Consider the following 24,350-nt stretch of genomic DNA (forward strand, 5'->3'; position numbering starts at 1 on the left):
CCTACCAGTACCATCGTCACTTTAGACAACAGGAGAATACACATGAGCACCGCTGAAATCACCGTCACCGAAGAATTACTCGACCAATGGGCCACCGACCCAAACGGTCCAGTCGCCTTACACTTGAAGCAGAAGCTGCTGCCTGTGGAGGGCGAAGGCGGCGTGATCTTTCCGCCGACCTATGCGGACATCGGCTACAACATCGACACGTTGTCCGACGGCACCAAGGTGGCGACCATCGATAGCGTAGGTTCACAGGCCAATCGCATGGAACCGATATTCAAGTCGATTAAGAACGAAAAGGGCGAGGAGTTGAATCCGCTGGCCGCGCTTGTGCCGCAGGTGGAAATTATTTTGAACCCCGTGCCTGATGACCAGGATGCAAAGAAAAAGCTGGTCAAAAGGCTGGCTTCTTCTGAAGAAATAAAAAAAGAACTCGAAAAGAAAGAAATTGATGAACTGAAACAACTTTGGATCGCCAATTTGGAGCGGCGGCAATCGCTTCTGGACTTGGCGCACCGCAGCGCCGATGCCGTGGTGAAGGCCACGCCCACGCTGTTGCCACACATCAACAATGCGTTTCAAGAACTCAACCGCAACGGCAACGCCACCCCCTTATGCGCTATTGCGCCAACTTCGCTTTTGTTCGGCGTGTGGGATTCGCGCGATGGAACGGGCGAGAAGCGTCCCCGGCTTGTGCGCTCCATCATTCGGGCGTGGGATGTTGAGCCGCTGTTCTCTGCCGCGCAATTCAATTCTGCATGGAAGTCACTGGACGAGGCGCAGCAGGAAGAGCTCGAAAAGGAAGCGCAGGCCAAGAGAGTCAAGCTGTCTGAAAGGGGATTTGCGGATGCGCCTGTTGTATTCAGGAAGGTCAGCCAGAACGCGGCCAAGCAGATGACAGAGTTTCGCAACGGTTCTCCGAACCCAGAGCGCCGCACGCTCGGCGGCGTGCTTGCCAAAGGCCCGATTTATCGCGATGTCACCATCAATCTCGTTGCGCTACGGGCATTGCGTGGTGCGGATGGTGAAACGGAGCAGATTCGCAAATACTTACTGAGCCTTGCCTTGCTCGCCGCGACTTCTGAACTTGAACTGTCCCTGCGCGAAGGCTGTCTGCTTCGTTACGCTGATGAGAAGGACGAATGGAAAATGGTTCCGCGCCGTGGCGCACCGATATCTATTGCCGGCTTTCCTGACCGCGACGACCTCGTGAAACTGGCAACGACTGCTGCCGAACCGTTCAAGGCGAGGTGGCCGAACGAGAAGGACAATGCGGGGGAAGAAAGACCTCTTCCGCTTGAACACAAGTTTGATCTCGCGGCGGCCAAGAAAATCATTGCCAAGAAGGATGCGGAAGAAGAAACAACTACGCCATGAGCAAAGCCCTTCTCATCTCCGTTCGCTTCCATGATGGCCGCTACCACGGCGCGGGTGACTGGCCGCCGTCGCCCGCGCGCCTGTTCCAGGCACTGGTGGCGGCTGCAGCTCGCCCTAGGCTGAACGACGAAAAACGTAAGGCGCTGAGATGGTTTGAGAAACTCGACGCTCCGATGATTGCTGCGCCGACAGCTTACACAGGACAGCCGATCAATCTGTTCGTTCCGAACAATGACCTGGACGCCAAGGATGGCGACATTCGGCGCATCGCGGAGATTCGCAGCGCCACGAAGCGCATCCGCCCGCGCCTGTTTGATGCCACTGTACCTCTGCTCTACATCTGGCATTTTGATGGCGATGAGAGCCAAGCCCAATGCATCTGCAACATCGCCGATGGCCTTTATCAGCTTGGCCGTGGCGTGGATATGGCTTGGGCGGTGGGCGAGCAGATCGATGAAGCAAGGACCGAAAAACTACTGAGCGATTATCCCGGCGCCATCTATCGGCCATCACGGGGCGGCAAGGGCCTGGCATTGGATTGCCCTGACGAGGGTTCGCTCGTCAGCCTGGAAACCCGGCACCAAGCGAACGCCCAACGTTTCTCGTACGTCAACGGCAAAATCCAGTTTGCGAACGCACCCAAGCCGCGTTTTCGGGCTGTGGCCTACAATAGCACGACAACACACCTGCTGTTCGAACTGCGGTGCACCACCGCACCCGGCACACCTTTTGCGCCTTGGCCATTGAAAAGTGCAGCAGCGTTGGTGCGGACGTTGCGTGACGGCGCATGCGCGCGGCTTGAACGGCACTTTAATGGCAGTGGTGTAGTGGAGAAAGTGCTGATCGGTCGCAACGCAACCGAAGCCGACAAGACGCAGCGCGTCCGCATTATACCGCTACCGTCCATCGGCCATGTCCATGCCCACCCCGGCATCCGCCGAGTGCTGGTGGAGGTTCCGCCGAATTGCCCGATCCGCGTAGACGACATGGTTTGGGGCTTCGCGGGCCTGGAAGTGGCCCCTCCCGTGCACGATGATGTAACGGGCGAGATCCTCTCTTCACCGGTCGAGCTGGTGAGGACGGAAGATGACTCTATGCTGGCTCATTACGGCGTGGAGGAAGAACATTCTGCCCGCCTGTGGCGCAGTGTGACCCCACTTGTCCTGCCGGAAGATGCGAAGCGTCGGCGGATCCCCCCTGCAAGACCGCACGAGGAAATTAAGAGTGGCAAAGAGCGTGCCGACGAACAGAGGCGTGTCTGCCACACTGTTCTACAGGCGTTGCGCCATGCTGGTCGGCGTGAGAAAGTTGTCGGCATCCGTGTGCAACGCGAACCCTTCTCTGCTAATGGAGAACGCGCGGAAGCCTTTGCCAATGGTACCCGTTTTTCCAAACATCAGCTGTGGCATGCAGAAATTGAATTTGCCGAAGCCGTCTGTGGGCCACTGATACTGGGCAACGGGCGTTACTGCGGCCTAGGCCTGATGGCTCCGGTTCAACAGGTAGAAGGCGTAGTGGCATTCAGCATCGTGGATGGCTTGGCCGCCGATGCCGAGCCTTTGCATCTGGCGCGTGCACTGCGGCGCGCCGTGATGGCCCGCGTGCGGGACATCATGCATCTTCGGGATACGGATGCTCTTCCCGTCTTCTTCTGTGGCCACGAACTTGATGCTTCTACAGCGCGACGCGGCGTGCACACGCACTTGGCTTTCGTGCCCGACTTAGCGCGCCAGCGTCTGCTGGTGATCGCTCCGCACTTAATAGAACATCGGAACCCCTTCAAGGATGAATACGCGCATTTGAAAACACTGGAGCGCGCGTTAGCCGGTTTAAGCGAACTGCGCGCAGGACGAGCTGGCAAACTGGATCTGGAACAGGTGGATATTACCCCCGAAGCTGACCCGCTGTTTGCCGCTTCCAGAGAGTGGACGTCAACTACACCCTACGTGCCCACGCGACATGCCAAGCGCAATGGCAGCGACTCCCTGCACGAAGATGTGTTGCAGGAAGTGCAGCGTCGCCGGTTGCCGGCGCCATTCGTAGTATGGATGAAAGGCAGAAGTTTGCTATTACAGTTCAAGGTGGCCGTTCCGGGCCCCGTCCTGCTGGGGAAGACAATGCATTTCGGCGGTGGCTTATTTGCATGCAGCATGTGAACACTGAGGCCATCAAAACTTGTCTTAGAAGCAACTGTGCCAGCCCCAAAACTTCATAGTTGCAAGCAGAGAGGCAATTCTGGTTGCTCTGACGTGACTTTCCATGTCAAAGTTTAGCTGGTCTATCAGGCTACCTATATAAAGGTGGGACTTTTACAGAAAATTCTCATTACATCAGTACTCGCGCGAGAGACGTATTCTGGTCAGAGTGCCGGATGAGGCCTACATTCTTTTCCCGGCACTCACTGTTTCTTTGCTGCCCTCGTTGCCGCGAATGGCGGACTGAATGTTGTCCCAGACCTTCGGGCTAGGGTCATGGATCGGCAGCAGGAGCTTCGCCTGTGACGCGATATATTCAAGATCGCGCACCAAAGCGGCACAGTTCTCGCAGTTTTTTACATGTGGATCATTGCTGACATCCACGCCCGACTCAAAAAGTTCCGGCAGTTTTTCTTGAAATTCCGCGCAATTCATGGTTCCCTTGCCGTGCGTGTTTTGGTGTCCACTCATGCCACTGACTCCTTGCGCTGTCCTGAGCGGAGCAAATCACGCAACTTCATGCGTGCTTTATGCAGTTGAGATTTGCTGTTGCCAATCGAGCAATCCAGCATTTCAGCAATTTCGTTATGTTCGTAACCTTCTACGTCATGCAGAACAAAAACCAGTCTATATCCTGGAGGGAGGTTCTCCACGGCGCGTTCCAAGGCTACGCGGTCCAGAGAACCGGACAGCACAAGATCTCTTTCTCCGATGTCTTTGCGTGGCCCGTCTTCCTGCGATGGCTCCAGGGTCTCTTCCAGAGACACCTGAGGCAGGCCCTTCTTCCGCAGGTGCATCAGAACAACGTTGACCGCCAGCCTGTGCAGCCATGTAGAGAATGCCGAATCACCCCGGAAAGTACCGATCTTGCGATAGAGCTGGAGGAAGGCTTCCTGCGTCAGGTCTTCGGCCTCTGCAACATTGCCCAACATGCGCAGGCACAAAGAATAGACCCTCCGCTTATGCAGAGAATATAAGGTTTCAAAAGCCTTGGCGTCTCCTGCCTGGGCACGTGCGATGGCATCAGCTTCGCCTTCAATCGGGGGATTGCGCCGCATATGCTGTATCGGTTTGGTTTGTACGTTTGCGCTCATTCGCACTCTGCTTATATGAAAAATTCAAAATTCCATTGCTGGAAGTATTTCGTCAATCGACTGCCTGAATCGAGGACCGCATTTATGAATCTATGACGTCTTCATTCTGATCATTCTGTTTGGAGACTAAGGAGCTTAGAAGAGAAAAGATGCCAAATGGTTGTCCGTGGGCTTCAGGAGCCAATAAATCGCGCATACAGGGTCCGGGCCTGGGTCACATCAGTAGTGCCCTGCACAATGGTGCGGCCATCAGCAAAAAGCGTCAACACATAGGGTCCATACTCAAATCTGAGCAGCAGGTTGTTGTAGCGTACAGTTCCGTGACGGACAAGGCGTTTTTCCATCTCGTGGAAGTCCACTGGACGGTGCCTCTCATGGATTTGTACAGAGTTACGCCCGCAAAGGGTTATGTGTGGACGGCCTTCGCCCCTAAGATGCCGAAAATCATGCTGTTGGCACACCTCACAGTCCGGCCGCGGGCGGCCTGTTGGCACTTCAGAGCGTTCATTGGTCCACAGATCGAAAGAAAGCAGGCTGCGCCTTATCTGGTGTTGGGCGCCCACAATGAACTTGATTGCTTCCGTAACTTCAACGGAAGCAGCCAGGTTGACGGCCGTATTAAGGATTCCAGCAGTATCACACGTTTCTACGGTGCCTTGCGGAGGCTTGGGAAAGATACAAGCCAGGCAGGCCGTGTTGCCAGGCAGCACATTCATGGTAACCGCATATGCGCCGATTGCAGCCGCATAGATCCACGGCTTGTTTTGTTCCACAGCATAATCATTCAGCAGATAGCGGGTCTCAAAGTTGTCCGTGGCATCAAGAATGATGGCTGCATCTCTCAGGAGCTCATGCAGGTTGGCCGGGACCAGGTCAGCTACATGAGCGTGAACAGTAATACCGCTGTTAAAGCTCATGATCTTGCGTCGCGCCGCCTCAGCTTTTGGCAAAGACTGCGCAGCATCGGATTCGTCAAAGAGCACCTGCCGCTGGAGATTGCTTTCTTCCACAAAGTCGCGATCGATGAGGGTGAGCGTACCGACTCCCGCGCGGGCCAAAAGGCTGGCGGCAGCCGCCCCGGTGGCCCCGCAGCCCACAACAGCCACGTGGGCCTGGCCCAGTTTTTTCTGGCCCTCTTCGCCAATTCCTGGATAAAGGACCTGGCGGGAATATCGGGCGGTAAGCTGTGCGACAGTCATCTGCTGATTATCTCGCTTCCTGATTAGTATAAAAGTGAAAGCACCTGGGCAGGTTACAGGCCCGGAGTTGCTGATTTGACGGTAAGCAGCATCTTAAGAAAACTGAGTCCATATCGAGAGAATCTGATTGTTTTTTTGCTGCAAATCCTGGTGGAGAATTTGCTGGATGGGGTTCATGGCCTTGGCGATGTGCCTGCGGGTCCCGCTCTTGGCTGCGCAACAGCCTGGTCACGATGGTGAAATCACACTGCGTACCTGGAGCGGCCTGCAAGTGGACGCAATCCAGTTCAAAGGCATTGATGCAGAACGTTTGGATCCGCTGCCCCAAAACCTTGCTCAGCAGCCTCATCAGCCACTCAATCCGGAAAATGTGCGGCAGAGCTTGCGCCGGTTGTATGAAACTGGTCTTTATAAGACGATCCAGGTCGAGGGGCAACGCCATGGAGACAAGGTCACGATTATTTTCGATGGCACACCCAATCTCTTTATTGGGCGCATTACGGTCAATGGTGTAAACAATCAGCGCCTTTCCGGAGTGTTGGAACGCTCTACGCGCATGAATCCCGGCACAATTTTTACGGATGATAAGCTGCAGCAGGCGCAGTCGCAGTTGAAGCAGACCCTTGAAGAAAATGGGTACTATGAATCGAAAATCTTTGCCAGTACGACGATAGATCTGACCAACTCTCAGGTGAACGTCGCATTTCAGATTGAACTGGGCAGACAGGCGCGCGTAGGCGATGTTGCTCTTCAGGGCGACAGTGGCATGAGTGTAGAGAAGTTTCGGAAAACAGGAAAGCTCAAGGAAGGATCAAAGGTCACACGGAATACAGTCAGCAACGCCCTGACACGCTTACGCAAAAACTACCAGAAAAATGACCGGTTGGAAGCGACCATCAAACTGGACTCTCGCACGTATCAGCCTCCCGTGAATCATCTGGACTATGGCTTCACTGCAAATCGTGGCCCCCTGGTTACGATTCGCGTAGAAGGCGCATCCTTGAGCAAAGGTAAGATTAAAAACCTGGTTCCAGTCTATGAAGAAGGCACTGTGGATGAAGACCTCTTGAATGAGGCAGACCGCCGCATACGCGATTACTTTCAGCGACAGAGTTACTTTGACGCTAGAGTGACCCATCGTGAGCAGCAGGTAGATCCACAACATGCTTTGATTACATTCCACGTAGATCTGGGAAAGAAACACAGCGTGGACGAAGTCCGGATTACCGGCAACAAGTATTTTGACGATGATCTGATCCGCCAACGGCTCAGTGTTGTACCGGCAAGCATCCTCAGCCGGCATGGCATGTACAGTTATGCGCTGGCGCAGCAGGATGCGAGCAATATAGCAGATCTATACCAAAGCAATGGTTTTACCCAGGTTAAAGTTACTCCTGAAATTCAGGATGTAGATAAAAGTCCTAGCGGGCAGCCTTTGAAGACCGACCATATTACGGTCACTTACCGGATTGAAGAAGGTCCGCAAATGCACATTGGGACCTACAGCATTCATGGCGAGCAAAAAGTTCCTCTGGCAGATCTGACTTCTTTGTTAAACACGCAGTCCGGGCAGCCCTATTCCGCTGCGAACATCAACAGCGATCGGGATTCCATTCTGACCTACTATCTCAGTCATGGTTTTGATAAAGCCCAGGTCCAGGTTACACAGCATCCCTCGACTACAAAACCGAACACAATGGATGTAAACATAAGTATCACCGAGGGTGAACAGGTGTTCGTGAACCGAGTACTCATTTCCGGACTCCATTACACGCGTCCCAGCACCGTCGAAGATCGGGTCCTGCTGCATCCCGGCGACCCGCTGGACCAGTCTGCTCTTTTGGAAACCCAGCGCAAGCTTTACGATCTGACACTTTTCAACCAGGTAAATACTGCCATTCAGAACCCGATGGGTGATGAGCTGCGAAAGAATGTACTGGTGCAGTTTACTGAAGCGCGGCGTTGGGACCTGAGCTATGGTTTCGGTTTTCAAGCGCAGACTGGGAATCCGCAGACGAGCTGTAACAGCATTACACCGCAGGAATTGATCCAGCTTGGCATCAATCCAGCCACATATACTTGCAGCCCAAATGGAAAGACCGGTGTAAGTCCGGCTTTCATGTTCAATGTTTCACGTATCAACCTGCGCGGGACTGATAAATCCATCTCTCTGAACACAACCTACGGCACTCTGGAGCAGAGGATCCAGACGATTTTTTCTAATCCTCATCTTTTTGATAATCCGAAATTCGATCTGATTTTTTCCGGTGGATATACCAATGCTCAGGATGTGACGACGTATGCCTCAACACGGTTAGAGGCTTCGATGCGGGTCACACATCATGTCGATAAACCAAATACATTCATTTATCTCTGGAGTTACCGTCGGGTAAAGGTAGACCCGAACAGCGTGCAGGTGGCCCCGAACGAGATCCCTCTGGTCTCTCAGCCGGTGCGTGTCGGAGGTCCGGGAGTTACATGGATTCGTGATACGCGTGTGCCTACCCCCCTGGATGCGACGCAGGGCACCTACAACACGGTACAGGAAACCTGGGCCGACTCGCATTACGGTTCACAAGCCAATTTCAATCGCATTGATGCAACCAACTCCAGCTATTATGCCTTCGGAAAAGAAAACAAATGGGTCATCGCAAGAAGCACCCGCATTGCCGTTGAACGGTCCTATGGGGCAGACAAATATGAGCTGATTCCCCTGCCTGAGCGCTTATATGCCGGAGGCGCACAGTCGCATCGCGGCTTTGGTATTAACTCCGCGGGGCCGCGCGATTCCTTGACTGGCTATCCCATAGGCGGTGCTGGGGCTTTTGTAAACAGCACAGAACTGCGCATGCCCAATCCGACATTGCCTTATGTAGGAAACAGTCTTGGCTTTGTGCTCTTCCATGATATGGGGAACGTATTTGAGAACTCCTCCGACATTTGGTCCAGCATCTTCCGCATCAAACAGCCGCACAGCTATACCTGTAAGGATTTCAGCGAAGTAGACCAGTCAGTACCACATCAGCATTCCAGCACGGGAGGCGCAGGGACCTGCAGCTTCAATGATTTCTCTCATGCTTTAGGGCTGGGTTTGCGTTATCACACCCCTGTAGGTCCGCTGCGTCTGGATTTCAGCTATAACCTCAATCCCCCGATCTACCCGATCCTCATTGACTATTCCGGAGGTCCCACGCCGCGACTGGGCCAGGCGCCGCACTTCAACTTTTTCTTCAGCATTGGGCAGGCATTCTAATGGACTGGATCAGACATGGTGGTCAAATCATCGCAGCTTTGCTGCTCAGCCTGCCTGTTTTTGCCCAGACTTCTTCAGCTTCCCCCGTTGTTTTGGACCGAGTCATCGCCATTATCAATGGAGACGTGTTGCTGGAAAGCGATGTGCGTGAAGAAATGCGCATGAATGTGCTGCAGGCAGTGCCTGTTTTGCCCAGCCAGAATACGCCGGAACGGGCGGCACAGCGTTTGATTACGCGAACGCTGATCCTGCGGCAAATGAAAGAACAAAACGCGGTCAATTACAGCGTCAGCCCGCAGGAGGCACAACAAAGCCTTGCAGAATTCCGAAAACAGCTGCCAGCCTGTCATACCATGGAATGCACCACGGAAGCGGGTTGGCAGAATTTCCTGGCAAAGAATGGCCTTACCGAACAGGAGGTGCTGGATTGGTGGATCCAGCGGCAGGAGATATTGAAGTTTATTGATCAGCGCTTTGGCGTCAGTATTCGCATCAGCCATCAGGATATTGCGAATTACTATCAGAAAAACTTCCTGCCGGCATTTGCCAAGTCCAAACAGAAGCCTCCATCCCTGGAAAGTGTTGCTCCGCGCATCCGAGAGCTTCTGTTACAGCAGCAAGTCAATGCGCAACTGCGCGATTGGCTCCACAGCCTGCGCGAACAGGGAAGTGTCCAGGTCCTCGACCCGAAATATGGACAAAGTACAAATAGTGACGACGATACCGGAGGCGGAGCATGAGATCGCAACAGAGGCTTCCGGTCCATGTCCGAAAAGCTTGGATTCCGTTGACGCTGTCCATCATAGCTGTGATTGCCGGCCTTCTCGTGCTGGGCATCTGGTATGCTTCAACCCCGCAATTTGAAAATCTGGTACGTAAAAAACTGATTGCAGTGCTGGAGCAGTCCACGGGCGGCCGAGTGGAATTGCAAGCATTTCACTGGTCATTGCGGCATCTGGCCTTTGAAGCCGACGGCCTTACAATTCATGGCCTTGAAGCTGCGAACGAAGCGCCTTATGTCCAAGTCGACCGTATCTATGTACGAGTCACCATTCTGACTCTTTTAGGTCCGAAAAAGATAAGCCTTAACTATCTTGAGGCAGACAGACCCGCGCTTCATTTGATTATTTATCCAGATGGATCTACCAACCAGCCGCGTCCACGTACTGTGCGTCAGGGGAAATCAGTAACCGACGAAATCTTCGACCTGCAAGTGGTAAGAACAGAGATACGTGATGGTGTTGTTCTGATAAATCAAAGGGCGATTCCCTTTGAGTTTGCAGCTAAAGATTTTGGTGTGGTGGTCACTTATTCGTCTGCAAACGATCACTACCTGGCCAAGGTCCATGCCGCAGATATTGTGGCGCAACGTGGGTTCCAACCTCCCGTAAGGTCGCATCTTGATCTGGCTGCGGACATCGGAAGAAATACCCTTGATTTCACTCAATTCCAGCTGCAAACGGGGGCCTCTCTTTTAGAGGCAAATGCTTCAGTCAGGAACTTCTTCGATCCACACTGGACCCTGACGATGCAGGGCAAGGTGGATGTGCGGGAGATGATGGCACTTGCACCAGTGCAGGGGGTGGACAAAGGCACAGCCAGTATCAATCTGAGAGGACAAGGCACGAAGAAGCAATTTCAGGTCGAAGGGCCGGTCCTTGTCGAGGGTGCTGTGTATCACGCCGGTTCCTTCCGCTTAAGCGGAGCAGACGCTAAGATGACCCTCCGCATGACGGAAGAGGACCTGGAGGTTACCGGGATTCTCGCAAAACTAGACCGCGGTGGAACAGTGAAAGCTGACATGCGCATCGTGCACTGGATGAAGTCGCAGCGGCAGGGAAGTGTGCGCGCTGCGATTGCGGGATTTTCTCTTCAGTCCGTGATGAGGATGGTTGCGCCGACACGCTTTCAGGACCTTGGTTTTGACACATGGATTGCAGGCACTACTTTTGTAGACTGGACCGGGGACGCTTCTGACCTGAGTGGTAGGGCCAATGTAACACTTACTCCTTCGCGCCAAACGCCAACAGAAGAAGTACCGCTTTCTGGAAAGGTAGATGCTACTTACTATCAGAAGAACGGTACTGTGGAAGTCAAGCAACTCACGGCACAAACGCCTGCAACCCAACTGGTTATCACGGGAGGAATGGGAGTATATCCTGCAAGCCGTCCTTCAACTCTCCTGGTAAATGTTGAAACTGCGAATCTGGGGGAGTTTGATAAGGTCCTGTCGGCCGTTGGGGTTGCCGCAAATGGAAAAAGAGGTGTACAAGCACTTCCTGTCCATCTGCTTGGGACAGCACAGTTTCATGGTACAGTTTCCGGAACCCTTAGCAGTCCTGATGTGAAGGGCCATCTTGCGGCCAACCAGTTTGCCGTAGAAGTCTCTGGACGCTCCATTCCCTGGGATTCCCTTGTGACCGATGCGGAGTACTCCCCGCGTGGCATCTTCGTTCAACAGGCCGTGTTGACTCGTGGCAAAGCGAGCATTCAAGCTTCTGGACAGCTGCACGCTGCGCCTCTAAGCAAAGGTGGCTATTCCTTCAATGAAGGTTCGACGATCCAGGCAGATCTTCATGTACGGGATGCAGAGCTTGCCGATGTCATGGCAATTGCGGGAAGCACGATCCCGGATACAACAGGCACAATCAATCTGAACTTACATGCCGGAGGATCGCTCTCGAATTTGAATGGAGGTGGGCATCTATCCATTGCCGGTGGAAAAATTTATGGCGAGCCATATCGGAGTCTGAATGCAGATCTGCGTTTTACCGGAGACGAGATCGGCAGCACGAGGCTCCTGTTCTTACAAAATGGCGGACAGCTTACAGCAGAAGGCGGCTATCATCTCCGTTCCAGGCAGTTTCACTTTACAGCCCAGGGAAAAGGCTTCGATTTTGCTCATCTGGAACGCTTCAAAAATACGCGTGTACCGCTTACTGGACAGTTGGCATTTACTGCCAGCGGTACAGGCACACCGACTTCGCCGAATCTTCAGCTGAATGCCCATCTCGCTCACATCACAGTTGGAAATCAAACCAATGGAACAGTGGACCTGATTGCACATACCAGCGGCGACGCTCTTTTCTATGAAACATCCGGCCATCTTGGCGAAGCATTGTTACAAATCAGTGGACAGACCGTTATTTCTGGAGATCTTCAGACAAAGGCGCAGGCCCAGCTTACAAATTTTGACATGGATCCATTTCTGCAAATGTTCCATGTCGAAGGAGTAAAGGGGCATTCTTCTCTGGTTGGGCTGATTTCCGTTTCCGGACCATTGCGCACTCCGCGACAGATGCAGGGCGAAGCGCAGATCAGCCAGCTTGCGGTTTCACTGGGCGGGGTTCCGTTAAAGAGTCAGGGGGCTTTGCACGCTTTGCTTAGAAATGGGACCCTCCATCTGGATCCATTGCACATTACGGGCGAGGATACCGACCTGCGTGCGCAGGGCGAAGCGGGAATTCTAACTGACCGCCATACGATGAATTTCCAGGCGCAGGGGTCCGTGAATGTAAAGCTTTTACAAACACTCCGATCTGATGTGGCCTCTTCAGGGCAAATTACCTTTGCCATGAACGCAGGCGGCACTTTCCAGAATCCTGAACTCACCGGACAAGTGAAGTTTTCCAATGTTGCCATGAGCGTTGAAAGCCTGCCGAATGGACTGAGCCAGCTGAACGGGACGTTGCAGTTTACCCAGGACCGTTTGCAAGTACAGAGCCTGACCGGAACTACAGGCGGAGGACAGGTAAATGTAACTGGATATATTACGTATCAGCAGGGCATTTATGCGGATTTGACGGTTACTGGAAAAGACATCCGCATCCGGTATCCAGCCGGTATCAGTTCTATGATTGATGCCAAATTGCGTCTTCAGGGAACGCAAAGTGCTATGACATTGGGCGGAAATATTCAGCTGACCCGTTTTTCCATCAATCCCAATCTCGATTTTGCAAGTTTCAGAAATGTTTCTAGCAATACATCGCCACCGCCGGACCCGAATGCATTTTCCAACCATGTACGTTTGAACGTGCACGTGACTTCGTCGCCGGACCTGGATTTTCAGAACTCCTATGCAAAGCTGGCGGGCGATGTGGACCTTAGAATACGGGGTACCGTGGCCCAGCCTTCCGTGTTAGGACGCATCACGATTACTGAAGGCAGCGCGACTTTTGCTGGAACCAAATATCAGCTCCAACACGGGGACATCTTTTTCAGCAATCCGGTCCGCATTGAACCTGTAATTGACATTGATGCTGCCACCCATGTAGAGGACTACGACATAACGATTGGCGTGCATGGCACGCCGAATAATCTGACGCCGACCTTCCGCTCTGAACCTCCGTTATCTCAGCAGGATATTTTCTCTCTCCTGGCGATGGGCCGCACAGAGGAAGAACAGCAGATCTACTCGATGCAGGCACAGCAGGCCGGAGTAAACACAACAGCCGATGCAATTCTGGGCGGGGCATTGAATGCAACCCTGAGCAGCCGCATCCAAAAGCTGTTTGGAGGCGGAAGTGTCAAAATTGATCCTTCCTGGGTTGGGTCCATTGGCAACTCCACAGCACGGATCACCGTTTCACAGCAGATCTCCAACAATGCCACGCTTACCTATGCCACCAATATCAACTCCACCGCCCAGCAACTCATTCAGGCAGAAGTCAATGTAACTCCGACGGTCTCGATTCTTGCCGTCAGGGATGAGTCCGGGGTGTTCAGCCTTATGTTCAAAGTGCATAAAAGATATCAATAAAGGGCAAAAAAAAGGCGATTCCTGGCATCAAATCTGAGTACAATTTCGCAGTAGCTTATATCGGGCTGCGATGTGTCCGGTATCTGGCGATGTTCTGCTTTTGTTCCGGGCCAAAGACGCAGCTCGCAGGAGAAAGATCTATATGAAGAAGGTGTCAAGGAGTCTTGTTCCGGCCATTGCGGCAGTCGTATTCAGTATCTCTCCAGCCGTGATGATGCCACATACAGCTGTCACCTTTGCGCAAAGCGCACAGGATGCGCAGATTAAAGCGGACATTCTTAACAATGCATTGAACAAGTCAAAATTCAAAAATATTCAGGTAAGTGTACAAAACGGCATTGTAGTGCTTTCAGGGACCGTGGACGTTTATGACACCAAACTCGATGCTGACCGCCGAGTGCATCGAGTGAAAAATGTGAAGGGTGTTGAGAATGATATTGAGGTAGCAGGGCCAGAGGTTCCCGACCAACAGCTCCAGGACAAGCTAATCAAGGCCATCATGTATGACCGCGTAGGTTATCCGGGAGATAGCATGATCATTCGCGACGTCACTCCATTCAATGCAATCAGTGTGAGTGTACACAATGGAGTCGTGACGCTGGGAGGACATGCCTACGGTCCGGTAGATGCCGACTCAGCGGTTGCCGTGGCTGCAAACACCCCTGGAGTGAAAGATGTCATCAACGATATTCAGGTAGATCCCGTATCTCCGATGGATGATCGGATCAGGATCGCAGTGTTTCGGGCCATCTACGGCTTTCCCAGCCTGAATAAATATGCAATTGACCCCGCTAAGCCTATCCGCATTTCTGTCCAGAATGGTCATGTGACACTCTACGGTGTTGTGGATAATCAGGGAGACAAAGAGGCGGCCGGTATTCGTGCCAACTCAGTCCCGGGAGTCTTCAGTGTTACGAATGACCTTCAGGTTGCCGGCCAGCCAGAAAAGAAATGAAAAAGAAATTTGCCTTCAGCCACCAAAGGGCCTCGCGCAAAACGAGGCCTTTTTTCTGGCTTAAACTAGGAAAAGAAAGGAATTTTTATAGACAAGATGGCCGTTTTGCGCAGCGTCGGTATTACGCTGGAAATGATTAAATGGGAGCATTCTGTTTTTGCGCTGCCTTTTGCCTTAACCGGTGCTATGCTTGCCGCGCATGGATGGCCACATCCCCACCAGCTTTTTTGGATCATTGTCTGCATGGTGACTGCCCGCTCGGCCGCGATGGCTTTTAATCGCTGGGCTGATGCTGACCTGGATGCAATCAATCCACGCACTTCAAACCGTGCGATTCCCGCAGGCCTGCTGTCGCGCAGGTTCGTCGCTGTTTTTACTGTCTTGATGGCAGCATTCTTTATTCTGGCCGCAGGGCAATTAAACAGACTCACATTGCTGCTGTCCCCTGTTGCTCTCGCCATCTTATTGTTCTATTCCTATACCAAACGCATCACACGCTGGTCCCATCTGGTTCTCGGTTTGTCGTTAGGGATTGCTCCAGCAGCGGCCTGGATTGCCATTCGAGGCAGCCTGGACTGGCGGATTGTGGTGTTGACTGTTGCGGTCCTCTTCTGGGTGGCTGGTTTCGATGTTTTCTACGCCTGCCAGGATGCGGAGCATGATCGCACACATCATCTGTACAGCATTCCTGCAACTGTTGGCATTGCAAACGCATTTTGGATAGCGCGAATCCTGCATGTCCTCATGCTGGCTTTGCTTCTCTGGATGGTGAAGCTGTTTGTTTTAGGTCCGATCGCGCTGGCAGGAATCGTACTGGTTGCAGTTTTGCTCCTCTACGAACATCTGATTGTGTCGCCAAGGGACCTGAGCAGGTTGAATGCAGCATTTTTCACGATGAATGGCATGATCTCTATTGTGTTCTTTGTCTTTGTGGCTGCCGACCTCTTATTGCGCTCTTCCTGAAAAACAGAAGGGGCGCGGAACAAGGAACACGGCGATATCCCTGGTCTCGCGCCACCTTCAGATCAACCCAGACGGCTTTCAATTAAGCTGACTTTTTAAGCTGACTTTTTGTGTTCTTCGATCTTTTGGTTGATGTGGTCCTTGATGTCTTGTGTCTTCTCAGAGATGCGTTCCCGAAGATGGTCTGCATGTTCCTTCTTCTCATCTTTTTGCTTCTCGTAGTGGTCCTTGGCAGCTTCTTTGATATTTCCTGCCACTTCCTTAGCGGCACCCTTTACCTGGTCCGTTACGCCGCTGTTTGCCAGCCGCTGATTGTTAAGGGTCTCTCCCAGCTTCTCCTTCACTTTGCCGGTTGCCTGTTCCAATTTGCCGCTTACTTGCTCTTTATTCATAACATTCTCCTTCGGGCCTCAAGAGTGAGGCAGGTGTTGATTTGGTAGGGTGATATCGGTAGGTCGTCCGGGACTGAAGCAGAAGATCCTACACCGCGCGTCGGCCCGTAATCAGCTGGATCAGCAAAACAACCAATGCGATGACCAGCAAAATATGGATATACCAGCCGATTGCATGAAAACTCACTAGCCCAACCAGCCAGAGCACCAGAAGAATCACAAAAATCGTCCATAGCATAAACTTTCTTTCTCCTATGGTGTGGTATGGTGCGGTTGGTGGCATTCCGGGTTGCCGCGCTATGGCAGCATTTCATCAGGAGAACGTAAAAATGAAGGTCGCAATTCAGGGAGAGCCAGGCTCTTTCAGTCATGAAGCAGCAGAAAAAATGCTTCCCAGGGCAACCATTCTGCCGTGCGCTCTTTCCTCCGATGTCTTCCGGGCCCTTCTGGAAGGACAGGTGGAAGCTGCGGTCATACCCATTGAGAACAGCCTTGCAGGCCCCGTCACCGAGCATTATGATCTGTTGCTTCAATTTCCTGTAGCCATTGAGCGCGAAGGTCTGCTGCGCATCCGCCACAATCTGATTGCTGTTCCAGGAGCAACCCTGAGTCAGGTCGAGCGGGTATATTCCCATCCAGTGGCATTGGCCCAGTGCCGCTCCTTCTTTGCACAACACTCCCATCTGCAGGCAGCGCCTTTTTACGACACGGCCGGGAGCGTGAAACATCTGATGGAGCTACAGGACCCTAAAATTGCAGCCATCGCCAGCACACGCGCGGCCGAGTACTACGATGCCCAGGTGCTGGCCCAGGGCATTGAAGATAACCAGGAGAACTACACACGCTTTTACGTCGTACGACGTAAGGAAGATGTGCAGCTTTCGGAAGATGCTGACAAGGTCAGCCTGGCTTTTACCGTCGAAAATCGTCCGGGGACCCTTGTTTCCGCCCTCCAGATCTTTGCCCGGCATGGCACCAACCTGACCAAGATTGAGTCACGCCCTGTGCAAGGCAAGCCCTGGGAGTACGTCTTCTATGCTGACTACCAATTGCCTCCGCAGACCCGGGCCGATACGGTTTTCCATTTGCTCTCGCAGGCCTGCTCGATGGTCAAGGAGCTTGGGCGGTACCGATCTGGCGAGCGACTGGCATGAGGAGATTGATTTCAGGACACTTGCTGCCGATAGCTTAAGAGTGCATCTAAAGCATGTTAGAAGCAGGTCATGCTCCAGAGGCTCAAATCGTCTCCAGATTGCGACTTTTTTCTTTGGTATGAATCAAAAGGTAGTAATTAACTGTAATCAGATCATGTAATCTGATAGAGAGACACTCATGGCTAGTGATTTTCTTAGCGTCATCCACCCAAGTAATCCAAAACAACGTGAGAGCCGCAATGAAGGCAGGGTATTGCCCGTTCTGCCGGTCAGGGATACCGTGTTGTTCCCCCATGCCGTGCTGCCTCTTACTGTGGGGCGGGAGAGCTCCATTCAGCTGATCCAATCTCTCGGTGATGAGAAGACCATCGTGGTGGTAGCGCAGCGGGACGCGCATCAGGATGCTCCGCAGCCCGCCGATTTGCATATTTTCGGGACCATGGCGACCGTACATAAGGTCGTGAAAATGCCCAATCAAAGCTTGTTTGTCTTCACAGAGGGGACGGAACGGGTCCGGTTGGGGGCGTTTACCCAGACCGAACCATTCATGATGGCCCACGTTGATCCCATTGGGGATGTACCAGCCGAGGGTGGTCCGGAGCTGGAGGCATTGCAGCGCAATATTCTGGCGCAATTCCAGCAAATCGTCGCCTCCTCCCCTACGCTTTCGGATGAGCTTTCTACCATTGCCGCCCAGATGGAAGATCCGGGCAGGCTAAGTGATTTCGTTACGGCGAACCTGCCGTTTCTCACCACACCGGACCGACAGGAGTTGCTGGAAACACCGGACGTTCGCGCCCGTCTGGAAAAGCTGCATAAACATCTCGTCAAGGAGATTGAAGTCCAGCAATTACGCAACAAGATCCAGTCTGAAGTGCAGGACCAAGTGCAGCAGTCCCAGCGGGACTACTATCTTCGCGAGCAACTGAAGGCCATTCAGAAGGAGCTCGGTGAGCAGGACGAGAGCCAGAAGGACATTGAAGAACTCAAGCAGAAGATTGAAGCTGCCGGGATGCCGGAAGAAACCAAAAAAGAGGCACTCAAGGAGCTGAATCGGTTATCGAGGATGTCTCCCATGGCTGCCGATTATTCACTGACGCGCAATTACATTGAGTGGCTCGCGGCACTTCCGTGGTCAAAGTCTTCAGGCGGGGAAGTAGACATCGCGAAGGCAAAGGAGATCCTGGACGAAGACCACTATGACTTGAAGAAGGTGAAGGACCGGATTCTGGATTATCTTGCTGTTCGCAGGCTTAAGCCAGACATGAAAGGGCCCATTCTCTGCTTTGTCGGCCCTCCGGGTGTGGGTAAAACCTCTCTGGGGCGCAGTATTGCGCGCGCCCTGGACCGTAAATTCCAACGCATTTCTCTGGGTGGAATGCATGATGAGGCCGAGCTGCGTGGACATCGGCGCACTTATATCGGTGCGCTGCCAGGGCAGATCATCCAGAACCTGCGCCGCGCTGGAGCGAATGATCCTGTCTTCATGCTGGACGAAGTAGACAAGCTTGGACGTGATTTTCGAGGGGATCCGGCCTCCGCTCTTCTGGAGGTCCTGGATCCGGAGCAGAACAGCACATTCCGTGACAATTACCTAGACCAGCCATTTGATTTGTCCAAGGTTTTGTTTATCTGCACCGCCAACATGCTGGACACGATGCCGGCCCCGCTGCTGGACCGTATGGAAATCATCGAGCTTCAGGGCTATACGGAAGAGGAAAAGCGTCACATTGCATTCCGTTATCTGATTCCGCGGCAAATTAAGGAAAACGGCATTCAGCCGGAGAATATTGAGTTTCCGGAAGAGTCTGTTTCTTACATTGTGCGGCACTATACCAGAGAAGCTGGTGTCCGCAAACTTGAACAATTGATTGGCACGATTTGCCGCAAACAGGCGCGCCGCATTGCCGAGGGAAAAACGGAAAAGCTCGTGGTAACGCAAGAGGTCATCCATGAATTTCTGGGTGGCATTAAAGTCCGCGTGGACACGGAGATCGCAGAACGCACCCGGCGTGCCGGTGTGGCCGTGGGGCTTGCCTGGACGCCGGCAGGAGGGGACGTACTTTTTGTTGAGGCCAACAGGATGAAGGGCAAAGGCGGATTCACAATGACCGGTCAGATTGGACAGGTCATGCAGGAGTCCATGCAGGCTGCCCTCACTTGGGTGCGCTCCAATGCCAAGGCTTTGGGACTGACGGAAGATTTCATGAAGGACATGGACCTTCACATGCACGTGCCGGCTGGTGCAATTCCCAAAGATGGACCTTCTGCAGGCGTCACGATTGCGACTGCTCTGGTGTCCCTATTGACAGATTCGCCGGTACGTCCGCTGACGGCGATGACGGGTGAAATTACCCTGAGTGGGAACGTGCTTCCCGTTGGCGGCATCAAGGAGAAATTCCTGGCAGCCAAACGCGCTGGAGTCAAAGACGTGATCCTCCCTGCGGAAAACAAGCAGAACGTTGAGGAAGATCTGACTCCAGAGCAGGTGGAGGGGGTGAACATTCACTACGCCAAACATATTGAAGATGTGTTGGCTGTGGCGCTGCCTTCCTCTCGGGCTGAAGAAAAGAGAGACGAGCAGGTAAGGGAAGAGGTGCTGCAGGAAGCCTCGGCACAGACATAAATAAAACGACCGTTGTTGCGTATGACCGGGTCCCGGAAGGACTGCATCAGAATTCCCGGGACCTTCAATGACCGGGCATATAATCGCAGACGAGAACAGTCAGGTCGTCAGTCTGCGAGACGGACCAATTTTTCACAGATGACATGATGTGGTTGGCGGCCTCAGCGTGGGTAAGGTGCGCGGTTTTGCATACGAGAGAAGAGAGTCTCTCGGTCCCAAATTCGTTTTCATTTGCATCCATGGCTTCTACGATTCCATCCGTATAAAGGACCATTCGGTCTCCGGCACGGAGCTTCCAGCTGGTCTGGGTGTATTCAGCGGTAGGGAAAAGCGCCAGCATAAGGCCATTCTCTTCAATCTTTATGGTCTGCCCTTCACGAAGCAGAAGCATGGGAGGGTGTCCCGCAGCAGCATAGCGGAGCTCGCCCTCTTCTGCGTCGAGATAAGCAAAGGCGGCCGTGACAAACTGGTTTTGGGTGTTACCACAAAGTGTTGTATTCAGCGCACTCAAAAACCGTGAGGGGCTGCTGGATTCTTTCCGATGGGATGTCGATGCGACTTTTACCATCGAGGCAATCAGTGCGGCTGGAACCCCATGGCCGGAGACATCTGCAATGAGAACGCCCGCTTGCTTTTCATTCAACACCTGAAAATCATAGAGATCGCCTGCCACCGAGCGCATCGGAGCATAGTGTGCCGCGATACGAAAATACCGTGAACGCGGAAAATCCTTGGGTAAAACGGAAAGCTGAATCCGCCGGGCGATGTCCAACTCTTTTTGCAGTTCATTGAGCTGCTGGTCTCTTTCGAATGTATGTCGGGCGGCCACATAGCCAAGACAAACCAGAAAAATTGCAAAGCCATACTTCTCAAGATTGGGCAGGAAGCCAAGGAGGCTGCCGACATTGTTCCATAGCGCAAAAGCGATGAAAATCAGCAGACCATTACGCACGATGCGGAGGTCCCGAGCAGGTGAGACGGTGCGGAAGGATTGGAACAGAAGCAGTACAAGCGCTGCAATGACGATGACGTTGTTTGCAAAGTATAGGTGAGGCAGGCTTACTCCTGACAGTGCTCCAACGACAAGTATTGATTGCAGGAGGGTGGCGGTGTAGGCGATATAGTCGCCCAGGCGGCCAAGAAATCCCGTAGCCTGAAAAAAGAAAAAAGCTGGGACCGGAACCAGAAAGTTCGTCGCCGCCTGAAACCGGACAAAATACGGAGATGGGGATGCCAGAAGAGATACGATTCCGGTCTGCATCCAGAGTCTCCCGCCATACAGAATTGCAAAGAGGGCCAGCCAGAAAAGCAGGGCCTCAAATCTGCGACGGGCCAGAAGGACCCCCAACGAAAGTATTCCTGTGGTCGCGAAGGCAGCACCAAAAAAGAGCGAGATTACATCAAAGCGGAAAGTATTCAGTACCTGGCTTGCTGTGTAGTGCACGAGAGAATGTTACATGGTTTGCTTGGTAGCAATCTGACCAATCCAGTGTTTCCTGAGGCGTTGGTGTTGTCCTCGGTTCATTTGCGCCCCAGCCTGCGCTTTCGGGTGCCGAAGAGCCTGGCTTTTCTACAAGGTGACCTTTCCTGGACCACCTGCTGGCAAGTGCATCTTGATGCAGCTTTGATGGCATGAAAGGCCTGAATTTTCGTATGGCAGACCATCCAAGCACAAGCTGACAAAAAGGAGGATACTATCGTCTATAAGGACAGGAGTGTGCTTCATGGCCAAGGCGACTCTTAACAAAATGCTTCCTCACCTCATGTTGGCTGCTGGTCTCGCAGTCACACCTGTGCTTTTTGCGCAAAGCAACACCACGTCGCAAGGTGCACAGACCACGGGCCAATCTGCTCCAGCAGATACCCAGCAACAGCAGAAGAATACGCCACAGCCTCCTGGGAGCACACCGCCAACCTTGCCACAGGACCAGACAAAGGACCAGGGAAACAACAAAGACAATTCGCAAAGCGTAAACTCACTCCCGGTTCAGGAACCTGCAGAGGTACACGTCAAAAAAGGCAGCATTGACGATGTGAATGCAATTGGAACGAGAAACATTGGAGGACGCGGACTAGGAAACTGGTATTCGACCGAGTCCGAGATCAAAATGGGGAAGTCCGCGGCCGATGAGATTGAGAAGAGCACAAAAATGGTCACCGATCCGGTGGTTACGGAATATGTAAACCGTATCGGGCAAAATATTGTCCGCAATTCCGACTGCAAGGTGCCTTTCACCATAAAAGTGATTGATACGGACGAGATCAATGCCATGGCCTTGCCTGGCGGCTTTTTCTATGTAAATTCAGGTCTGATATTGGCCGCCGACGAAGAGGCGGAACTGGCCGGGGTGATGGCGCATGAGGTTGCACATGTCTGCGCCCACCATGCGGCACGGGAGCAGACGCGCATGAACTATGCGCAAATTGGTGCGATTCCGGTCATTATGATGACCGGCTATACATGGACCGGATACGGAATCTACGAGGCGATCAATTTTGCCATTCCTATGACCTTCCTGATGTTCTCACGGGAATTCGAGGCCCAGGCCGATTACCTTGGTGTGCAATATATGTATAAGGCCGGTTATGATCCACAGGCCTTCGTGACCTTCTTTGAGAAGATTCAGAACCTGGAAAAGCACAAACCCGGAGCGGTAGCTAAGGCCTTTTCTACCCACCCGCAAACTCCAGACCGGATTGAGCATACGCAGGAAGAAATCGCCCGTATCCTGCCTGCTAAGGATGAGTATCTGGTGACTACTTCTGAGTTCGATGACGTGAAGGCCCGGCTGGCACGAATTGAAAATCGCCGTAAGTTGTTGGATACAAAGAGCAACAAGCCGACTCTCCGCCGCACCAGTGCCGATCCAAACGCAGGGCAGAGCGGTGACGACCGTCCTACACTGCATCGGCGGGACGATAACAACTGAGTCAGGGTCTTTTAACCGGGAAGGCCGACGCTGGCCATTTCCAGCAGAATTTGCTGGGCGGCCTTGGCCGGATCTGGGGCCTGAGTAATGGGTCTGCCTACAACCAGATAATCTGCGCCTGCGGCCAGGGCGGCTGCAGGGGTGGCAATCCGTTTCTGATCTCCTGTGTCTGCGCCTGCGGGCCGGATGCCCGGGGTCACTAACAAAGAACCAGGGAGAGCCCTCCTCATTCGAGCGGCCTCTTCAGGGCTGCATACCAGACCGGTAATTCCCGCTGTGTGAGCTATATTTGCCAGGCGAAGGACTTGCTCTGCTGGCGATCCACTGACTCCGACCGCAGCAAGCTGGCTTGCATCCATGCTTGTGAGGACCGTCACAGCCAGTAGCTTGGGCGCATTCGGGCAGGATGCCGCTTCACGGGCTGCCTGCAACATGGCCAAACCACCGCCAGCGTGAACAGTAAGCAGATCGGCCCCCAATTTTGAGACAGAACGCACCGCGCCAGCCACCGTATTGGGAATATCGTGTAGTTTCAGATCAAGAAAGACAGAAAATCCAAGGTCTTTGAGTGCCTGAACAAGATGATTGCCGGCGCTGAGGTAAAGTTCTAACCCGACCTTAAACCATTGACAGCAGCCTTCAAGCCTTTGGATCAGGTCGAAAGCCTGGTCGGCTGAGGGAAAGTCCAGCGCCAGGATCAGTCTTTCCCGCGGAGATGGGCGTTGAAGCGCAGGGCTCCCCTGTGAGTTCTTCAATTCTGTCATCTTAACGATGATTTTACGGCTTTGCGGTGGCCGGGGAGAAAGGATAGCTCAACTGGGCCAGATCACGCTTCTTGTCTACCAGATCCAGGCGGACCGGGGCCGTACCCCTGTTGCTGAAACCGAGAAAGCGGGCAGCAGCGTAAGAGAGGTCCACAATGCGACTTTGCGGTAGCGGGCCGCGGTCATTCACGCGGACCACGACGGATTTATGATTTCTCAGATTTGTCACACGGACCAAAGAGCCAAGGGGCAGGCTGCGATGCGCACAAGTAAGCCCGTTCATGTCATAGTCTTCGCCACTTGCTGTCTGCTGACCCTGAAAGTCCTCTCCGTACCATGAGGCGCGGCCAATCTGATACCAATGACGCTTGCCGGGCACTTTTTTTGCTTCCGGTCCTTGATCCGGAACAACAGAGGGCTGATGGTTTGCAGAGGTCGGAGTTCCTGCCTTGAGACTGAAAAGACTCACAGCAGCAGCAAGAAAAACGCTGGCATAGGTCGAAAGCTTTGGATTTCGTCTGGTCGTATCGTTTGCGATAGCGGTCATACTCCTCCTTGCTCTATTTTAGGAAGGCAGATGACCTAAGTCAAACAAAAATCGATACTTGCGGGATTTTTTCCTTGCAAAACTTTCTGTTTTATGGTACAGGGGACTCGGCTTTAAGGACCTTGCCATCAACACACGA

The 24,350-nt window shown here is 53.0% G+C and carries 18 protein-coding genes; 10 read left to right on the forward strand and 8 right to left on the reverse strand.

Features of this window, described 5'->3' with window-relative positions; all coding sequences use genetic code 11:
- The first annotated feature begins 42 nt into the window (after positions 1 to 42).
- Positions 43 to 1,380, forward strand: coding sequence for a type I-G CRISPR-associated RAMP protein Csb1/Cas7g (gene cas7g / locus N655_RS20785; protein WP_049961409.1), 1,338 nt, complete (start codon positions 43 to 45; stop codon positions 1,378 to 1,380).
- A complete protein-coding gene (gene csb2, locus N655_RS19950; protein WP_049961410.1) occupies positions 1,377 to 3,536 on the forward strand; it encodes a type I-G CRISPR-associated protein Csb2 in 2,160 nt (719 codons plus the stop codon). Before cas7g ends, csb2 begins: the two co-directional genes overlap by 4 nt.
- Positions 3,537 to 3,758: 222 nt before the next feature.
- Here csb2 and N655_RS18770 read toward each other — a convergent pair whose 3' ends face one another.
- The 3 genes from N655_RS18770 to N655_RS0112315 form a co-directional block, all read right to left on the reverse strand.
- The gene (locus N655_RS18770; protein ID WP_238324713.1) at positions 3,759 to 4,046 is read right to left on the reverse strand and encodes a hypothetical protein; all 288 of its coding nucleotides are present in this window, start codon (positions 4,044 to 4,046) and stop codon (positions 3,759 to 3,761) included.
- The gene (locus N655_RS0112310; RefSeq protein ID WP_238324715.1) at positions 4,043 to 4,669 is read right to left on the reverse strand and encodes an RNA polymerase sigma factor; all 627 of its coding nucleotides are present in this window, start codon (positions 4,667 to 4,669) and stop codon (positions 4,043 to 4,045) included. Before N655_RS0112310 ends, N655_RS18770 begins: the two co-directional genes overlap by 4 nt.
- A 173-nt stretch (positions 4,670 to 4,842) precedes the next feature.
- Positions 4,843 to 5,868 carry a ThiF family adenylyltransferase gene (locus N655_RS0112315; RefSeq protein ID WP_026443233.1) on the reverse strand — a complete coding sequence of 342 codons (1,026 nt, stop codon included), beginning with the start codon at positions 5,866 to 5,868 and terminating at the stop codon, positions 4,843 to 4,845.
- 166 nt (positions 5,869 to 6,034) lie between these two features.
- Between N655_RS0112315 and N655_RS18775 the strand changes: the two genes are divergently transcribed.
- The 5 genes from N655_RS18775 to N655_RS0112340 all read left to right on the forward strand — a co-directional run bounded on the left by N655_RS18775 (position 6,035) and on the right by N655_RS0112340 (position 15,798).
- Positions 6,035 to 9,121 carry a POTRA domain-containing protein gene (locus N655_RS18775; RefSeq protein WP_081823708.1) on the forward strand — a complete coding sequence of 1,029 codons (3,087 nt, stop codon included), beginning with the start codon at positions 6,035 to 6,037 and terminating at the stop codon, positions 9,119 to 9,121.
- A complete protein-coding gene (locus N655_RS18780; protein ID WP_049961412.1) occupies positions 9,121 to 9,861 on the forward strand; it encodes a peptidylprolyl isomerase family protein in 741 nt (246 codons plus the stop codon). Before N655_RS18775 ends, N655_RS18780 begins: the two co-directional genes overlap by 1 nt.
- Positions 9,858 to 13,880 (forward strand): translocation/assembly module TamB domain-containing protein, encoded by a 4,023-nt coding sequence (locus tag N655_RS0112330; protein ID WP_026443234.1) that lies wholly within the window; start codon positions 9,858 to 9,860, stop codon positions 13,878 to 13,880. The genes N655_RS18780 and N655_RS0112330 overlap by 4 nt, the downstream gene beginning before the upstream one ends.
- A gap of 142 nt (positions 13,881 to 14,022) precedes the next feature.
- Complete coding sequence (locus tag N655_RS0112335; protein ID WP_049961413.1) at positions 14,023 to 14,835, forward strand: BON domain-containing protein; 813 nt, start codon at positions 14,023 to 14,025, stop codon at positions 14,833 to 14,835.
- Positions 14,836 to 14,931: 96 nt separating this feature from the next.
- Entirely contained in the window at positions 14,932 to 15,798 is an 867-nt protein-coding gene (locus tag N655_RS0112340) for a UbiA-like polyprenyltransferase (RefSeq protein WP_026443236.1), read from the forward strand.
- A gap of 95 nt (positions 15,799 to 15,893) precedes the next feature.
- Here N655_RS0112340 and N655_RS20125 read toward each other — a convergent pair whose 3' ends face one another.
- Together N655_RS20125 and N655_RS20595 are read right to left on the reverse strand one after the other, a co-directional pair.
- Entirely contained in the window at positions 15,894 to 16,190 is a 297-nt protein-coding gene (locus tag N655_RS20125; protein WP_044934585.1) for a CsbD family protein, read from the reverse strand.
- Between the two features lie 88 nt (positions 16,191 to 16,278).
- Positions 16,279 to 16,428: a lmo0937 family membrane protein gene (locus N655_RS20595; protein ID WP_155987586.1), complete on the reverse strand. Its 150-nt coding sequence runs from the start codon at positions 16,426 to 16,428 to the stop codon at positions 16,279 to 16,281.
- Positions 16,429 to 16,519: 91 nt separating this feature from the next.
- On the opposite strand from N655_RS20595, the gene pheA reads away from it, so the two are divergent.
- Positions 16,520 to 17,344, forward strand: coding sequence for a prephenate dehydratase (pheA, locus tag N655_RS0112355; RefSeq protein ID WP_044934588.1), 825 nt, complete (start codon positions 16,520 to 16,522; stop codon positions 17,342 to 17,344).
- A 178-nt stretch (positions 17,345 to 17,522) separates the two neighbouring features.
- Positions 17,523 to 19,970: an endopeptidase La gene (gene lon, locus N655_RS0112360; RefSeq protein ID WP_026443238.1), complete on the forward strand. Its 2,448-nt coding sequence runs from the start codon at positions 17,523 to 17,525 to the stop codon at positions 19,968 to 19,970.
- A 64-nt stretch (positions 19,971 to 20,034) separates the two neighbouring features.
- Here lon and N655_RS18790 read toward each other — a convergent pair whose 3' ends face one another.
- On the reverse strand, positions 20,035 to 21,414 hold the full coding sequence (locus tag N655_RS18790; RefSeq protein WP_044934591.1) for a PP2C family protein-serine/threonine phosphatase: 1,380 nt from the start codon (positions 21,412 to 21,414) through the stop codon (positions 20,035 to 20,037).
- 280 nt (positions 21,415 to 21,694) lie between these two features.
- On the opposite strand from N655_RS18790, the gene N655_RS0112370 reads away from it, so the two are divergent.
- Positions 21,695 to 22,900 (forward strand): M48 family metallopeptidase, encoded by a 1,206-nt coding sequence (locus N655_RS0112370; RefSeq protein WP_026443239.1) that lies wholly within the window; start codon positions 21,695 to 21,697, stop codon positions 22,898 to 22,900.
- 11 nt (positions 22,901 to 22,911) lie between these two features.
- Here N655_RS0112370 and pyrF read toward each other — a convergent pair whose 3' ends face one another.
- Positions 22,912 to 23,664 (reverse strand): orotidine-5'-phosphate decarboxylase, encoded by a 753-nt coding sequence (gene pyrF, locus N655_RS18795; protein WP_044934594.1) that lies wholly within the window; start codon positions 23,662 to 23,664, stop codon positions 22,912 to 22,914.
- Between the two features lie 13 nt (positions 23,665 to 23,677).
- Positions 23,678 to 24,211, reverse strand: a complete 534-nt coding sequence (locus tag N655_RS19960) for a septal ring lytic transglycosylase RlpA family protein (RefSeq protein WP_049961414.1) — start codon at positions 24,209 to 24,211, stop codon at positions 23,678 to 23,680.
- Positions 24,212 to 24,350: the final 139 nt, after the last annotated feature.

The organism is Pseudacidobacterium ailaaui (assembly GCF_000688455.1).
GTDB lineage: Bacteria > Acidobacteriota > Terriglobia > Terriglobales > Acidobacteriaceae > Pseudacidobacterium > Pseudacidobacterium ailaaui.